The following is a 15583-nucleotide window of genomic DNA, read 5'->3' as shown; positions in this document are numbered from 1 at the left end:
GAAACCAATGAAACCTCGTGCCCGTGACCTCAACATCCGCATCGGCCAACTACCACCTGGTCCGCTCAACGCCATCACCGATGTCCCCGGCGTGCGCGTCGGCCACAGCAATGTGCGCGGCCGCAGCAGCGCCGGGCGTGACATCTGCACCGGCGTCACGCTGATCGAACCGCGTCCGGGCTCGACCAATCAGCAACCGTGTTTTGCCGGCGTGCATGTGCTCAATGGCAATGGCGACGCCACTGGGCTTGAGTGGATTCGCGAGGCGGGGCTGCTGACCAGCCCGATTGCCTTCACCAACACCCACAGCCTTGGCGTGGTGCGCGATGCCTTGGTCGCGCTGGATCGTCAGCAGCAACCCGACGACGGTCGCCTCTACTGGAACATGCCGGTGGTGCTGGAAACCTTTGACGGCTTGCTTAACGACATCAACGGTTTTCACGTCCGGCCTGAACACGTTGCCCAAGCGCTGAGCGCAGCCGTCGACGGCCCTGTGATAGAGGGCGCGGTCGGCGGTGGCAGCGGCATGATCTGCCATGAGTTCAAGGGCGGCATCGGCACTGCGTCGCGGCGTTTGAACAGTGCTCAGGGCGGCTGGACCGTCGGCGCCATCGTGCAGGCCAACCACGGTATTCGCAGTGAGTTGCGGGTCGATGGCTACCCGGTCGGGCGTTATATGGAACAGAAAGATTCGCCGTTCCTGCGCGCCTCATTGCCGCATCCGGGCATGGGCTCGATCGTCGTCTGCCTGGCGACCGATGCGCCGTTGTTGCCCCACCAGTGCACACGCCTGGCACAGCGCGCAAGCCTCGGCCTGGCGCGCACTGGCGGTGGCAACGAGGATCACAGCGGCGACATCTTCATCGCCTTCGCCACCGGCAACGCTCACGTGCCGCCCGCCGCCTACGAAGGCAAAGGCGCGCCGACCTGTGACGGCTTGCGCATGGTCAACAATGACCATATCAGTGAGTTGTTTCTGGCGGCGACCGAGGCGGTTGAAGAAGCGATCATCAATGCCTTGCTGGCCAGTGACAGCAGCGAGGGCAACGGGCATTCGGTGCCGGGACTCGATGCCGACGCCCTGCTCGCTGCCCTCAAACAATCAGGCTGGCCTGGATCGCGCTAACATCCGAATTTCCCTGTGGGAGCGAGCTTGCTCGCGAAGACAGAGTGTCAGTCGACTCAATATTGCCTGACACACCGCCTTCGCGAGCAGGCTCGCTCCCACAAAGGATTACGTCAATATTTCCAGGTTCGTGCCGCCGCCCGTGCGACTGGCGGTACTTGAGCCACCACTTGCACACTCCTAGGATGGAATCACGCAGTGGCTCTGCTCTTCGAGCGCTGCGTAGGCGCGGGTGCTCTGAACCACAATCAAACCCACGCCTTGCTTTATGCGCATCTTGAGCCTCATGGGCTCCACTTCCTCCCCATCAAAGAGCTTTGAGGCTCTTTTTTTGTCTGCGCAAATCAGCTGTCCACCAGTGAGTCGGCGCGGATCGAGCGCCAGGCCGCTTGTGCCAGCAACTCGCGATAGTCCGCCGGACTGCCCTTCACCCGCCCCGCCAACCAGGCGCGGCAGTAACTATCGGCCTGACCAATGATCAACGACGGCAACAGTTCGGCGGGCAACGCCTTGAGTTCGCCAGCGCGCCCCGATTCGGCCAGCCAGTCGCGCAGACGCAGATTGCGAGTCTTGTTGCGCTCGGCCAGTTCGTCCTTGAACGGCCCTTTGGTCACGGCAAACCGCGCGTGGTACTGGAAGCGCGCCCACTGCGGTTGACGTTCGACCCAATCGACGTAGCTGAACACCAGCGCCTGCACACCTTCCTCGGTGGTTTTAGCCGCCTCCAGATAGGCATCGCGCAGACGCGCCTGATCCTCCAGCGCGGTGAAAAACAACGCGGCGACCAAGCCCTCCTTGTTACCGAAATGGTGATAGATCGCCCCGACGCTGGTATCGCACTCGGCGCGAATCATGTCGATGGTGGTGGCTTCGATCCCCTGCTCGTTGAACAGGCTTAGCGCCTTGCGAAAGATATCGCGCTTGAGTTCGGCACGGCGGCCGGGGTAGCTGCGTTCAAGTAAGTCTGCGGTGTCCATGCGGCTCACTGCCTGAAAATCGGGATTGAAAGGCACTCGTCGTGCCCATGGAAAAAACACGCACAGGTTGACAGATTTCCTGCAGACAGAATACCGTTCCGTTACAGAATATTATTCTGTAACGGAACATAATTCTGCAAAATCACTTTCAGCGAGGCTTTCCATGAGTCAGTTTCTCAGCATGTTCAACAGCGCAGGTCCGCAAGCGTTCAGCCAGATGGCCTGCCAGGTCGCGCCGTACTTCAGCAGCATCAACCCACTGGTGACCGAGTTGCGCGCGAACGCGGCAACGGTACAAGTGCCATTCCGTCGTGAGATCACCAACCACCTCGGCACGGTGCATGCGATTGCCATGTGCAACGCGGCAGAACTCGCCGCCGGGATGATGACCGACGTGTCGATCCCGGCCGGCGCACGCTGGATCCCCAAAGGCATGACTGTGGAGTATCTGGCCAAGGCAAAAACCGATGTGACGGCGGTGGCCAGTGGTGAGGGCGTTGATTGGCAGAGCGAAGGCGACAAGATCGTCACCGTGGATATTCACGACACCGAGGGCAAGCACGTGTTCACGGCGCGGATCACCATGAACGTCAAACTCGGCTGAATGCCGGGCAGAAAAAAGCCCTTGCTGCGGGATCCACAGCAAGGGCTTTTTCGCTGATGAGATATCAGTGCACAGTCAGTCGCTGGCGAACAAACTCCTCGACATGACGGCTGGTCTGATCAAGGTGGCGATCGCGTTGTTTTTCAGCGTCGAGCATCGCGCGCTTGCCGTTTTTCTGCAGCAGATAGGTGTGGATCTGCTGCACTTCCAGCGACCGGTAAATCGGCGTGGTATCGATAAATCCGCGCAGGCCATTACTGCGGTAATGCCGGGTGCTCATCAACACCTGTGTTTCACGTTGGCCAGTCACCTCAAAGCCCAATGCTTCAAAGTACGGGACTTTGCCGACCGTGCAGGCCAGTTCCGCGTGGGGATACCGCCCGAGCATTTCGCCGATCATCGCCCGCGCCACACCCTGACGCCGATGCCCTTCGCGCACGGCCATGTAGGCGACGCTGCACGCTTCCCAATCACCCTGCACCGGCAGATAGAGTAGAAAGCCGATCACTTGCTCCGGATCATCCTCGTCGGTGGCCACCAGCAACTCCACCTCAGTGCCCTTCTCGCCATTCAACGCTTCCAGATACAGGTGCACCTCATAGCCGACGGCATACTGATACACGTTGTACAGCAGGTTGCTCGGGCCGAGGCCGACCGCACTGATGTCGGTCAGGTAGTCGACGACCATCTGTAGAATCTGGCTGTTGATGCCTTCGGGGCATGGAGATTTGTAGTGGGTGAGGCGGGGCATGACGGGTGAACTCCGGCGGAAAACCGCGACATCATACCTTGTGAGGCGACATCACTGCTGTGGCGCCACGACCTTGAACTTGATGGCAATGTCCTTGGACACCACCGTGTCTGCCCACTCCCCCGCGCCGAGACCGAACTCGTCGCGCTGAAGTACCAGCTCTGCGTCGAAAATGCCGATCGTTTGGCCCGGTTTCAACTCCACCGGGACCTGAACCTCGCGGGTAATGCCTTTGAGCGTGAGCTGGCCGGATATCACGAAGTGGCTCTCGTCCACCCGAGTGAAATGACTCGATTCGAACACCGCCAGAGGAAACTTCGCAGTGTCGAACCAGGCCGGCTTCACCAGCTCGGAATTGGCGTCTTCGCTGCCGGCATCGATGCTGGTGAGGTCGATGTGCAAGGTCGTATGAGCGTTGGCGAGATTGTCGGTGTCGAAGTCGAGCGTCGCCTCGAACCTGCTGAAAGTGCCATACATCCTTGAGCCCATCTGGTTGTAGGTAAAGCTGATCTGGCTCGCGGTGGTGTTGACACGGGTGTATTCGACAGCCTGCGCAGTCGGCATGACACACAGGCACAACACGGCAGCCAACAGCAATCGGATCGACATGGGATTCTCCGGGCATCGCTTGCCGTCGAGGGCCTCGATTGACTTAAGCAAACAACCGCCCGTTATGCCAGCTCGCGGCTCAAACGGCCAGTTCGCTGCTGCGCGATGGCACAGCGCCCTTTCCTGTACGCGCCCGCAAGCGGTGACGCCACTTAAGCGCCGGTCGCTCGACGCAGTAATACGAGACAGTGCTGAACACAAACGCCAGCGCCAGCACCGCAGCAACGATATGGGCGTCATAGGCTACCGGCCAAAAACCGCGCAACAGGTACATCACCACAAAGTGGTTGAGGAACATGCCGTAACTGATATTGCCGAGGAACTCATCCAGCGGATGAAACTTGAACCGGCTCAGTAGCAACACGGCAGGAATGCCCAGCGCGATGCCGAGCGTAACCTCGGCGTTGAACGGCTGGCGCTCGATCAAACCTGTGATGATCGCCACAAACAGCAGTCCCGCCACGATCGCCGTGCCAACTGCAATCGCCACCCCTTTGCGTTCGGACTTGTACAGATAGCTGCCACACAGGAACATGAACAGCACGCCCGGCAGCAATCGATAACCATAGATATCCGTATCGATATAGCCAAGGCAAGCCAGCAGGAAAATACCGAACGACAAAATGAACGCAGCGCCGCGCGCGTTGAAAATGAGCAGGAACGGAATCACCAGATAGAAACACATCTCCAGCCCCAGCGACCAGGCAGGTGGCAGGATTTGCGTTCCGGCGATGCCAAACATGTAAAAGCCCAAAGGCAGGATGGGCAGGCTCGAAGCAATGGTTTTCACCGTCAGTTCAGCCGCCTGGGGTGTGCCGGGCAACAGGAAATGGATCACGAGGCAGGACACGACGAAATAGAACAGAAACTGTGGGTAGAGGCGCAATGCTCTGTCGACATAAAACAGGCCGACTTTCTCGATGCTGCGGTAGTTGCGTTCGATGAGCGAGGTCATCACGAAACCGCTGATGATCAGGAACGATATGACGGCAACCACGCCGGGATTGAGCCCTGCGAGATTTTTACCCATATGAGACACGGCGACCAGAACGGCCAACAACAGTCGAAAAGCTCCCACTTACACCCTCGATCGTCCTTATAGTTATGCTGCTTAACCTACGATGCTTTGATTGACGATGCCAGAGGATTCTTCAAACCTGACTGCCCCCGGTGCGAAAGGCCTGTGGTGCCAACCTGGTCGCACGATTGCAGAGCGATGGCCTTCACCGTTTACACCAACCGCTCGATCTTCTGATGCTGCCAGACCAATTTGTAGTAAAGGGTCTGCAACACCAGCATCCCCAGGTACGCCACGGGAAACGCCATCCACACACCCTGCAAACCAAATTGCCCATCCAGCCAGTACGCCGCCGGCAGTTGCACACCGACCACGCAAATGATCGCAATCACCACTGGCACCAACACCGTGCCGCTGGCGCGCATGATCCCGCCGATGATCGCCTGGAAGCCGAACACCAACAAGCTCCACAACATGATGTGCAGCAGATGTTCAGCCATTGCCCGGGTCGAATCTTCGGTCAGGAACAGCCCCAGCAACCAGTGCGACAGCAGATAGCCGAGCACAATCAAACCGCCGGTCAGGCATACGTTGATCAATAGCCCGGTGCGCAGAATCGGCCCCATCCGTTCCAGCCGACCGGCGCCAATGGCCTGCGCGCCGAGGATCGACGCCGTGATCGCAATCGACAACGCCGGAAACTGCACATAATTGACGATCTGCGTCACCGCGCCATACGCCGCCGTCGCTTGCGAGCCGTGCTGGTTGACCAGCGCCAGAATCACCAGCTCCGATAGCGAAAGCACGATCATCTGCACGCCGGTCGGCAGACCGATGCGCAGGACCTTGCCGAGAATCGCCCCATCGAGACGCAGCGCGGCAAAGAACTCGCGATCCGGCGCCAACGGGTGCCCCTTGCGAATCAGCCGCCACGCCAGCCACGCCATCGCCGCCAGATTACCCGCGAGCCCCGCGTACGCCGCACTCTGGATACCCATTTGTGGCAAGCCGAACCAGCCGCGAATCAGCGCCGGCGTCAGTGCCAGCCCGACACAGGTCGACACCACCAGCGCCAGCAACGGCGAGAGCGTATCGCTGACCCCGCGCAACAGTTGCGTGAACAACACGAACACCAGCAGCGACGGCAAGATCCACATCATCACATGGGCATACGCCACCGCATCGTCGAGCACATCCGCCGGCGTCCCCAGCCCCGTCAGCGCCTGCCGCGCGAACACGCTGCCCAACACCGCAGCCACCAGACCGATCAATACGCCCAGCAACAGCGTCGCCCCGGCAATCGCCTTGACCATGTGCGGCTCACGCGCGCCCCACGCCTGACCGATCAACACACCGGCGCCGGCGCCAAGTCCGATCACCAGGGCGATAAAAAAGAACACCACGGGAAACATCCCCGACACCGCCGCCAGCGCCTGAGTGCCGAGCATCTGACCGATGTAGATGCTATTGACCGTGCCCGACATCGATTGCAGAAAATTGGACAGCACCATCGGCGCGAGGAACAGCAGGTAGGTTTGCCAGAGTGGTCGTTGGGCGGCGGCTTGCATTGGATAGAGGTCCATCTCGAACGGCGGGAGGGCTGATGGAGGATAGCTTCGGCGAGTTGCACGCGGGGCGCAATTAACATTTCAAATCGGTGTTTATTGCCAGTGCCTACGCCTGTGTAATTGGCACGGATCTGTAGGTGTCGGTTCAGAGCTGTGGTAAACAACTGCCCACTCCCATTTTTCCCATTGAGGCTCTGTTCATGCCGCACTTTGCCAATCTGTTGACCGGCACCCTCCTCGCTCTGCTCGCCACCACTGCTCACGCCGCCGCGCCCGCCGAAACCTTGAAACCGTTGCTGGAAACACTCAACGAACGCCTGAACATCGGCGACCTCGTCGCGCTGACCAAATGGGACAGTGGCAAGCCGATTCAAGACAGCCCGCGTGAGGCACAGGTCATTGCCAATGCCCGAGCGCTGGCCGCCGAGCACAAGCTCGACCCTGAAGACGTGGCGCAACTGATCGCGGCGCAAATGGAGGCGAACAAATTGGTGCAGTACGGGTTGCTCGCACAATGGCAGGCGGCCACTGCCGCACCAGACACCCCGCGCCCCGACCTCGGTAAACAGATCCGCCCGCGTCTGGATGAACTGCAAACCCGTCTGCTGCAGCAATACGCCGAGTTCGCGCCCTATCGCCATGACGCGAATTGCCCGGCGTGGCTGGCCAAGGCGCGCAGCGGCCTGACCCACGATGCGCTGCATGAACTGGCTTTGACGCGTGCTGCCGGTGAGCTGTGTGTTCGGGCGGCGAAGTCGCTCTGAGAAAGATCAAAGGGCCGCAGCCTGCGGCAGCTCCAGGGATTGCTGAACCATCATTGCGGTCGATGTTCACCATCACGTCAATGAAGTTCTCATAAAAAATCCACGGCGTAACATCGGCTCCAGACAAACAACTACCCCTTGGAGCACACGATCATGAAACGCCAAACCCTTCTCAGCATCGCTTTTTCGGTTTTCGCCATTAACGCTTTTGCCGCCACCCCGGCACATACCCAGGTCGCTGAAGGCGGCTCGGACAAGTTGATTGAAAGTCGTGTTGCTGAGGGTGGTTCTGATCGTCTGATCGAACGCCGCGTTGCCGAAGGTGGTTCCGATCGCCTGCTCGAACGCCGCGTTGCTGAAGGTGGTTCTGATCGTCTGCTCGAACGCCGCGTTGCCGAAGGTGGTTCTGATCGTCTGATCGAACGCCGCGTTGCTGAAGGTGGTTCTGATCGTCTGATCGAACGCCGCGTTGCTGAAGGTGGTTCTGATCGTCTGATCGAACGCCGCGTTGCTGAAGGTGGTTCTGATCGTCTGATCGAACGCCGCGTTGCTGAAGGTGGTTCTGATCGTCTGCTCGAACGCCGCGTTGCATAAGTCACTGGCTTCACTGCAATCCCCTGAAAAGCCCGGCCTGATCAGCCGGGCTTTTTCCTGCCCGCAACCATCCATTCCCCGACTGGCCACCCACCGCCCATTGCGCATACCATGCGGCCACAACTCCAAAACAGACCTCGACTGCCCATGCTCAAAGCCAGTCTGCGTAGCCACCTCACCCTTTGGTTTGCCGGTTTATCCCTGCTGACGCTGCTGAGCGTGGGCTTCTATGTCGGCCATATCGCCACGGAACAAATGAAGCAGGCCAGCGGCAATGCGTTGCTCAACACCGCGCGCTCGGCTGCATCGTTGTTGGGTGAACGACTGCGCGAACGCCAGTTGGAGGTGTATCTGCTCAGCCGTGCGCCGCATCTGGAGCGTGGTGATCTGGATAACCCGGCGATTCTGAAATCGATGCAACTGCGCACCCAGGCCCGCACCGAGTATGCGTGGATGGGCGTCACCGATGCCGAGGGCAAGGTGCATCAGGCGGTGAACGACTTGCTGGTCGGCCAATCGGTGCAGCAACGGCCCTGGTTCCAGGCCGGGTTGCGCGGCGAGTACACCGGCGATCCTCATGAGGCGGTGTTGCTGGCGAAAATGCTGCCGGCCCTGCCGAACGGTGAACCGCTGCGCTTCATCGATTTCGCCGCACCGATCCGCAACGCAGACGGCCAGGTGATTGGTGTTCTTGGCGCCCACGCACACTGGAGCTGGGTGACGCGCATTGTTGAGTCGGCGGCGCTTTCACATAAAAACTCAACGCCGGATATCGAAGCGTTGATCATCGATCACGATGGCAAAGTGCTCTACCCGGAAGCGCTGATGGGTCAGCAACTGGCAATTGACACCAAAAGGCAAGGCTGGACGGCGGGCAACGGATTCCTCACCAGCGTGGTCACCGTACCGACGCCATCGAGTACGGTGCTGTCATGGTCGATTGCCGTGCGCCAGCCATTGGAAACAGCACTGCAACCGGCGCGCCTGCTGATGTACAAATTGCTGATCCTGGGTGTGGTCGCGGCGGTGCTGTTCGGCTTGGTGGCTTACTACCTGGCGCTGTACCTGAGCCGACCGATCGAACAGCTCGCGCGCTCGGCGCGGCAGGTGCAAAACCAACAGCCCGGTGCGCAATTCCCGCTGCAGCACCCAGTACTGGAAATTGCCCAGCTCGGCCAGTCCATTGATGCCATGACGCAATCGCTGCTCGGCAAAGAGCGCGAGCTGCAAGAGGCCAATGCCTCGCTGGAAGCAACCGTCGCGCAACGCACCGCTGCGCTGACGCAGGCCAATGCCGAATTGCTCAGCCTGGCGACCCACGACAGTTTGACCGGCGTTTACAACCGTCGCCGTTTCGACGAGAAACTCACCGAATACACACTGCTGTTCCGCCGCACCGGACGTCCGTTCTCCCTGCTGCTGATCGATGCCGATCACTTCAAGCGCATCAATGATTCCCACGGCCACGCAGTGGGTGATGATGTGCTGCAACAATTGGCGCAGTTGATTCAGAGCAGTTTGCGCACCACGGACTTCGTCGCCCGTTACGGCGGCGAAGAGTTCGCTGTGCTGTTGCCGGAAATCGCCAAACCCGACACCCCGGAAGTCGTCGCCGAGAAGATCCGCGTGGCGGTCGCCGAAGCTCACTTCCCGGTGATCGGGCAAGTGACGGTCAGCATCGGCCTCGGCTTGGCGGACCCGGCCGATAACAACCACAACGCACTGATCAAACGCGCCGATCAGCAGTTGTATCAGGCCAAGGCGGCAGGTCGTAATCAGGTGGCGTGATCAGCCCTTCTTCACTTCGCAAATCCCGTTGGCCCGGTTCTTCCCGGTGTACGACACCGCAGGCGAACCGTCGGGATTGATGCTCAGGGAAATGGTCACGCCCGCGCCTTTGGTTTCGAAGTAGTTCTCATTGAATTTCTTCAACTGGCCTTCCTTGCCATTGATGTAGATCGGCCCGCCTTCATCGGCGTGCACTTCGATCTTGCCCGGGCACGTCGCGTTGAGCATAGGGATGCCGGCATGGGCGATTGCGCTGACAAGCAACAGCGGGGCTGCCAGTAGCAGAGATTTCATGGTGAGCTCCTTGAGTGCAACGGTGTGCCGGACGATAGGGAAATACCGCACAAGTACCCTATCGACCCGTGACCGACCGCAGCGTTCCGCGAACACGATCGCCTTGTGCCGATTACTGTTTCAAGTGATCGACCAGCTTGTTGACCACCAGATCGGACACATGGCTGAACGCTTTGCGCAACGCCTCGGGATCCGTGGCGTACTGCTCCGGTGTATAGGCGATGGTGTTGGCATCGTTGGATACAGAGATCGTGTCGAAATTACGCCATACCGCTGAGCCGTTGCGCTTGATTTGCGCCGTGGCACCGATGACGGGATACAACACGGTGCTGAAGTTCTTCAGGCAGAGGCCCCATTGAGAGACCAGAATTTCGACCTCGGCATCGGCTCGCTCACCCTCGCCCACCACGGTAAACAGATGTTCCTGCTGTACGCGTTTTTCGAAGCTTTGCCGGATCAACTGGCTCAGGTCGATGCCATTGGCCTTCATGTTGTTGCGAATCGCCAGAGTGATATCGCCGGTGGCCACGTCCGCCGCTTTCGTCCCTGCCACAGTGCCCGCCCCCGTTAACGCACCGGCGCCAGAAGTCGAAGCACCTGAGGCCATACCTGCCGCTGCGCCGGCTCCAGCACCCAGGCCGGCGCCCCAGGCCTGCGTCATGCTGGTGTATTGAAAGTTATCGACGGCAACAAACACCGGCAGCACTTTCACGGTTTTGATCTGCTGGCGGTCTTCAACGCTGAGATCTTTGGTCACGCAACCCGTCAGCAAAACGAGGGCAGCAACAGCGACGAGTAGCTTTTTCATGTCATTTTTCAATCAGGGACTTGGGTGTCCGGCATATCGCCCGAACATCGCAATACTTGAGTCGCGAAGAAGACGTAGTGGTGACGGTCATGACCCTGGCGGCGGAATCAATCGAGCGTGATGGAGGGGGTTGTCACAGAGAGCATCAACCGACATCGCTGCACCTCAAAAACACGCACGCCCTGTAGGAGCTGCCGTTATTGCGTGAAGGTCTGGAGGTACGCCAGCAAATTGTCGAGTTTTTCTTCGTCGCTCAAGCCCCAGAAAATCATCCGCGTACCCGGCACCACGCCTTTCGGATCTTTCAGATAGGCGATCAGCGTTTCGCGATCCCAGGTCACTCCCGAGTTCTTCATCGCCTCTGAATACACGTAATTCGCTGACGTACCGGCGGGCCGACCGATGATGCCATTGAGTTGCGGACCGAATCCGGGGCGGGCCGATTCGCCGACCTGATGGCAGCCGCCGCACAGACGCGGAAAAATTTTCGCGCCGGCTTCGGGGTCGCCTGCGGCGAGGGTGAACGTACTGGACAGGCCAGTGGCGAGCATCAGGGCGAGTGACAGTGCAGCGGTGTTTTTCATCGAGGGGTCCGGATCGGTCTGCATCGGGCCGCGCAAGGGTAGCATTTTGTTTTTACAGGTAAGCGCCAATGATCTTTCTGACTTTGCTCAACGCCTGACGCAACACGTCCATCTCTACCGAGCCCAACGCCAGGCGAATCGCATGCGGCACATGACCCGCCACCGAAAACGGTTCAGCCGTGGTGACGGAAATCTGCTCGTGCATCAGCTCGACGACAATCTGATCGGCGCGCACGTCTTCCGGCAGCGGTAGCCACAGGAAATACGACGCCGGATGGCCAATGCTTGGCAGTCCTTTCAACACTTCGGTGGCCAGTGCCTGCCGCACCTTGGCGTCGTTGCGCTTCTGTTCCTCAAGCACCGTCACCGTGCCGTCGTCGAGCCAGCCACAGGCGATGGCAGTCATGACGCCTGGGGTGTTCCAGGTCGTGGCGCGGATGATGCGTTCCAGTGCTGACACCACGTCGGTCGGGGCGGCGATGAAACCGACACGCAGGCCTGTGGCGATGTTTTTCGACAGGCCCGAGACGTAAACCGTGCGCTCCGGCGCCAGATCGATCAGCGTACGCGGTGGGTTTTCAACCAAAAAGGCGTAGGCCGCGTCTTCGATTATTGTCAGATCATATCGCCGTGCAATCGCCACCAACTGCTCGCGCTGCGCCAGCGGCATCACCCAACCCAACGGGTTGTGCAACGTCGGCATGCTGTACACGGCGCGCACCGAGCGGCTGCGACAGAGTTTGTCCAGCGCGGCGAGATCCGGCCCCTGAGCACCGAGCGGAATGGCTACGACCTCCAGATGCAGCGCTTCGGCCAGCACCTTGAACCCGGAATAGGTCAGCGCATCGGCGGCAATCACATCACCAGGTTTGAGCAGCGCCATCAGCGTCACTGCCAGCCCTTGTTGGGCGCCGTTGACGATCAGTACTTGCTCGGCCTCGACCTTCACCCCGCGCATCAGCAGATGCCTAGCGACCGACGCGCGTTCATGCGCACGGCCGGCATGCGGCTGATAACGCAACAACGCTTCCAGGTCGCCCGACAACGCCAATTGGCGCAACGCGCTGCGCAACAAATCCGCCTGACCGGGCAACGACGGGTAATTGAAATTGAGGTCGATCATGCCGACCGCCACTTGTTTCTGATCGATGCCCTGCCCCGGCGACAACGAGGTTTCGCGGACAAACGTGCCGCGCCCGGTCTCGCCGCTGATCAGCCCCATCGCTTCCAGCTCCGCGTACACGCGCGAAGCCGTGACCAGCGCCAACCCTTCCTGAGCCGCCAATTGCCGATGGGGCGGCAACCGTGTACCTGGAGGCAACATGCCCGAGCGAATGTCCGCCGCAAAGGCGTCAACCAGTGTCTTGTAGCGCGAACGTGGCATGCCTGATGTATCCATGACAATTCTTTGATTGTGCTGATTCTCGGCTCTAGCATGACCGCAACGCAACCCACTTCTGAGCGTGAACGGCGATGCAAAGGACTTCGAATCTGACGACGCCAGCCCTGGAAAAAACCAGTGGCTGGATCAATGGTTTTATCGGCGTAGTGATCTTCAGCGGTTCGCTGCCGGCCACGCGTCTGGCGGTGCTGGAGTTCGATCCGGTGTTTCTCACCGTGGTCCGCGCCGCCATCGCCGGAGTGTTGGCGGTGACACTGCTGTGGCTGTTTCGCGAGCGGCGGCCGGCGCGTGATCAATGGCTGTCGCTGTTGATTGTCGCGATGGGCGTGGTGCTCGGTTTTCCTTTGTTGACCGCACTGGCGCTGCAACACGTGACGTCGGCGCATTCGATTGTGTTTGTCGGCTTGCTGCCACTGGCCACGGCAATTTTTGCCGTGCTGCGCGGCGGTGAGCGGCCGCGACCGGTGTTCTGGATGTTCTCGATTCTCGGCAGCGCGCTGGTGGTCGGCTTCGCGCTTGCGCAAGGCCTGAGCGCTTCGCCCACCGGTGACCTGTTGATGCTCGCTGCCATTCTCGCTTGCGGCCTCGGTTATGCCGAAGGCGCGAAGCTGTCGCGAACCCTCGGCGGCTGGCAGGTGATTTGCTGGGCTCTGCTGCTGTCGCTGCCGCTGATGACGATTCTGAGTCTGTGGCTGGCGCCCACATCGTTCAACACGATCAGCCTGTCGGCGTGGTTGTGTCTGGGCTATGTGTCGCTGTTCAGCATGCTGATCGGCTTTGTGTTCTGGTATCGCGGCCTGGCTCAGGGCGGAATTGCGGCGGTCGGTCAGTTGCAATTACTGCAGCCGTTTTTCGGCCTGGCGCTGGCGGCGACGCTGCTGCATGAACAGGTCAGCCTCGGCATGCTCGCCGTGACGTTGGGCGTGATTCTGTGTGTGACCGGGGCGAAGAAATTCGCCAAATGAACCTCAGGCTCCCGCCTTCCACTCCCGAGGACTGAGCCCGGTCTTGCGCCGGAACGCCCGGGCCAGCGCCGAAGGACTTTCGTAACCGACCTCCTCGGCAATCAGCGCAATCGGCTTGCCTTCACGCAGGCGCTTCTGCGCCAGACTGACCCGCCAGCTCAGCAGATAATCGGCCGGCGTCTGCCCGACGATCCGGCGAAACTGCTCGGCAAATCCGGCGCGGGACAGGTTGGCGACCGAGGCCAGATCCGCCACGCTCCATGGCTTTTGCGGTTGCTCGTGCATCAGGTTCAAGGCGCGCGACAGACGTGGATCAGCCAGCCCGGCGATCATCCCCGGTTGCTGCTCGCGACTGCTGATCAAATGCCGCAACAGCAGAATCACCAGCAGTTCGAACAGGCGATCCATCACCGCCACGCGGCCGCAATGCCCTTCGAAGGCTTCCTTGAACAGCCATTCCACGGTGTTGCCCAGTTCCGGGATGTCCGTCAGTTTCAGCACCAGATAATCCGGCAGGGCCGCCGCCAGTGCATTACCTGAACCGCCGTCAAACGTCAGTGTTGCGCAGACCACCTGAGTGTCCATGGCTTCGTCGGCAAACATGCGATGGGCGAAGGGTCTGGGGAAGAAGATCAGCGACGGTTCACTGAGGCGGATCTCACGTTCGCTGCCCGGTTTGAGCAGCAACTCGCCGGCCTGCAACAGATGCACATGGCCGACCGGTTCGTTTTCATGAACCGCGACGCCGCAAAACGTGCCGCTGTGAAAAGTGCCGGCAGTCACGCCGAAATGGCTGAGCAAGGTAGACAGGCGATCCATGGACGGCTCCAACAGTTATCGGGCGGCTCGTATTCTTTTCAGCGCTGAGACTGCGCCGCGACCTTCGCGAGCAAGCTCGCTCCCACATTTGAAATCCATTCCCCTGTGGGAGTGAGCTTGCTCGCGAAGACGCCCGTCCAGTCACCACAAATCTGTCAGCGAACACCAGATCTGGACGATCTGCCGCATATCCTCGACGATTTGCCGCCAATCCACCAGCCTCACTCAATAACATGACCTCCATCCCCGGCGCACTACGCACCGGACTCTCGGAGAATCCCCATGAGCCGCATCCACGCTATCAGCCTCGAAACCGCCACCGACGCCAGCCGCCCAGTACTGGAAGGCGTGAAAAGGAAAATCGGTTTCCTGCCCAACGTCTTCACCACCCTGGCCAAAGCACCGGTGGCCCTCGAAACCTACGTGCAAGCCTCGGCGATCCTCGGCAAGACCTCGCTGAACGCCCAGGAAAAAGAAGCCGTGTACCTCGCCACCTCACAGGTCAACGGTTGCGACTACTGCCTGGCGGCACACACCTTGTTTGCCGGCAAAGCCGGGCTCTCGGCGCAGGACATCGTCGCCGCACGCCAGGGCGAGCTCAACGCCTACGCAACCCTCGCCCGCCAATTGACTGAAAGCCGTGGCCACTTGAGTGATGAACAAATCGCCGCCGCCCGCGCTGCCGGCATCGACGACGTGAAGATCATCGAAGTGATCGCACTGGTGGCCGTGCAGAGCCTGACCAACTACCTGAACAACGCAGCGCTGACCGATATCGACTTCCCGGCCATCTGAATTCTGGCCAAACACAAAAACCTGTGGGAGCTGACCTGCTAGCGATAGCGGTGTGTCATTCAAAGCATCTTTGATTGCACCGACCGCATCGCTAGCAGGCAAGCTCCCACAGTTGGA

Annotated in this window: 17 protein-coding genes; 7 read left to right on the top strand and 10 right to left on the bottom strand. The window is 60.0% G+C overall.

What is annotated here, in order from left to right; translation table 11 throughout:
* The first annotated feature begins 7 nt into the window (after positions 1-7).
* Positions 8-1126 (top strand): P1 family peptidase, encoded by a 1119-nt coding sequence (locus HUW52_RS13340; RefSeq protein ID WP_175553889.1) that lies wholly within the window; start codon positions 8-10, stop codon positions 1124-1126.
* A 344-nt stretch (positions 1127-1470) separates the two neighbouring features.
* On the opposite strand, the gene HUW52_RS13335 is transcribed toward HUW52_RS13340, so the two are convergent.
* Positions 1471-2103 carry a TetR/AcrR family transcriptional regulator gene (locus tag HUW52_RS13335; protein ID WP_175553888.1) on the bottom strand — a complete coding sequence of 211 codons (633 nt, stop codon included), beginning with the start codon at positions 2101-2103 and terminating at the stop codon, positions 1471-1473.
* A gap of 163 nt (positions 2104-2266) precedes the next feature.
* Between HUW52_RS13335 and HUW52_RS13330 the strand changes: the two genes are divergently transcribed.
* Positions 2267-2707 (top strand): hotdog fold domain-containing protein, encoded by a 441-nt coding sequence (locus HUW52_RS13330; RefSeq protein ID WP_016986896.1) that lies wholly within the window; start codon positions 2267-2269, stop codon positions 2705-2707.
* Between the two features lie 64 nt (positions 2708-2771).
* Here HUW52_RS13330 and HUW52_RS13325 read toward each other — a convergent pair whose 3' ends face one another.
* The 4 genes from HUW52_RS13325 to HUW52_RS13310 all read right to left on the bottom strand — a co-directional run bounded on the left by HUW52_RS13325 (position 2772) and on the right by HUW52_RS13310 (position 6653).
* Entirely contained in the window at positions 2772-3458 is a 687-nt protein-coding gene (locus tag HUW52_RS13325; protein ID WP_175553887.1) for a GNAT family N-acetyltransferase, read from the bottom strand.
* A gap of 51 nt (positions 3459-3509) precedes the next feature.
* Positions 3510-4067: a YceI family protein gene (locus HUW52_RS13320; RefSeq protein WP_175553886.1), complete on the bottom strand. Its 558-nt coding sequence runs from the start codon at positions 4065-4067 to the stop codon at positions 3510-3512.
* A gap of 79 nt (positions 4068-4146) precedes the next feature.
* Complete coding sequence (locus HUW52_RS13315; protein ID WP_175553885.1) at positions 4147-5145, bottom strand: acyltransferase; 999 nt, start codon at positions 5143-5145, stop codon at positions 4147-4149.
* Between the two features lie 152 nt (positions 5146-5297).
* Positions 5298-6653 (bottom strand): MATE family efflux transporter, encoded by a 1356-nt coding sequence (locus HUW52_RS13310; RefSeq protein ID WP_175553884.1) that lies wholly within the window; start codon positions 6651-6653, stop codon positions 5298-5300.
* A 200-nt stretch (positions 6654-6853) separates the two neighbouring features.
* Between HUW52_RS13310 and HUW52_RS13305 the strand changes: the two genes are divergently transcribed.
* The 3 genes from HUW52_RS13305 (at position 6854) to HUW52_RS13295 (ending at position 9799) form a co-directional block, all read left to right on the top strand.
* On the top strand, positions 6854-7417 hold the full coding sequence (locus tag HUW52_RS13305) for a chorismate mutase (RefSeq protein WP_175553883.1): 564 nt from the start codon (positions 6854-6856) through the stop codon (positions 7415-7417).
* Between the two features lie 153 nt (positions 7418-7570).
* Positions 7571-8011, top strand: a complete 441-nt coding sequence (locus HUW52_RS13300) for a phage infection protein (protein ID WP_175553882.1) — start codon at positions 7571-7573, stop codon at positions 8009-8011.
* A gap of 147 nt (positions 8012-8158) precedes the next feature.
* Entirely contained in the window at positions 8159-9799 is a 1641-nt protein-coding gene (locus HUW52_RS13295; RefSeq protein WP_175553881.1) for a sensor domain-containing diguanylate cyclase, read from the top strand.
* On the opposite strand, the gene HUW52_RS13290 is transcribed toward HUW52_RS13295, so the two are convergent.
* The 4 genes from HUW52_RS13290 to HUW52_RS13275 all read right to left on the bottom strand — a co-directional run bounded on the left by HUW52_RS13290 (position 9800) and on the right by HUW52_RS13275 (position 12869).
* The gene (locus tag HUW52_RS13290) at positions 9800-10093 is read right to left on the bottom strand and encodes a hypothetical protein (protein ID WP_175553880.1); all 294 of its coding nucleotides are present in this window, start codon (positions 10091-10093) and stop codon (positions 9800-9802) included.
* A 112-nt stretch (positions 10094-10205) separates the two neighbouring features.
* A complete protein-coding gene (locus HUW52_RS13285; protein ID WP_175553879.1) occupies positions 10206-10901 on the bottom strand; it encodes a hypothetical protein in 696 nt (231 codons plus the stop codon).
* 197 nt (positions 10902-11098) lie between these two features.
* A complete protein-coding gene (locus tag HUW52_RS13280) occupies positions 11099-11485 on the bottom strand; it encodes a cytochrome c family protein (RefSeq protein WP_093441176.1) in 387 nt (128 codons plus the stop codon).
* Between the two features lie 52 nt (positions 11486-11537).
* Positions 11538-12869 (bottom strand): PLP-dependent aminotransferase family protein, encoded by a 1332-nt coding sequence (locus HUW52_RS13275; RefSeq protein ID WP_175555677.1) that lies wholly within the window; start codon positions 12867-12869, stop codon positions 11538-11540.
* Positions 12870-12958: 89 nt separating this feature from the next.
* Here HUW52_RS13275 and HUW52_RS13270 point away from each other — a divergent pair, with 89 nt between their 5' ends.
* On the top strand, positions 12959-13852 hold the full coding sequence (locus tag HUW52_RS13270; RefSeq protein WP_175553878.1) for a DMT family transporter: 894 nt from the start codon (positions 12959-12961) through the stop codon (positions 13850-13852).
* A 3-nt stretch (positions 13853-13855) separates the two neighbouring features.
* Here the strand turns inward: HUW52_RS13270 and HUW52_RS13265 are convergent, their stop codons facing one another.
* A complete protein-coding gene (locus HUW52_RS13265) occupies positions 13856-14671 on the bottom strand; it encodes an AraC family transcriptional regulator (protein ID WP_175553877.1) in 816 nt (271 codons plus the stop codon).
* Between the two features lie 282 nt (positions 14672-14953).
* On the opposite strand from HUW52_RS13265, the gene HUW52_RS13260 reads away from it, so the two are divergent.
* On the top strand, positions 14954-15466 hold the full coding sequence (locus HUW52_RS13260; RefSeq protein WP_175553876.1) for a carboxymuconolactone decarboxylase family protein: 513 nt from the start codon (positions 14954-14956) through the stop codon (positions 15464-15466).
* The last annotated feature ends 117 nt before the right edge of the window (positions 15467-15583 follow it).

Source organism: Pseudomonas sp. 43A, assembly GCF_013363935.1.
Lineage (GTDB): Bacteria > Pseudomonadota > Gammaproteobacteria > Pseudomonadales > Pseudomonadaceae > Aquipseudomonas > Aquipseudomonas crudilactis.
This window is presented reverse-complemented; position numbering and strand designations above follow the sequence as displayed.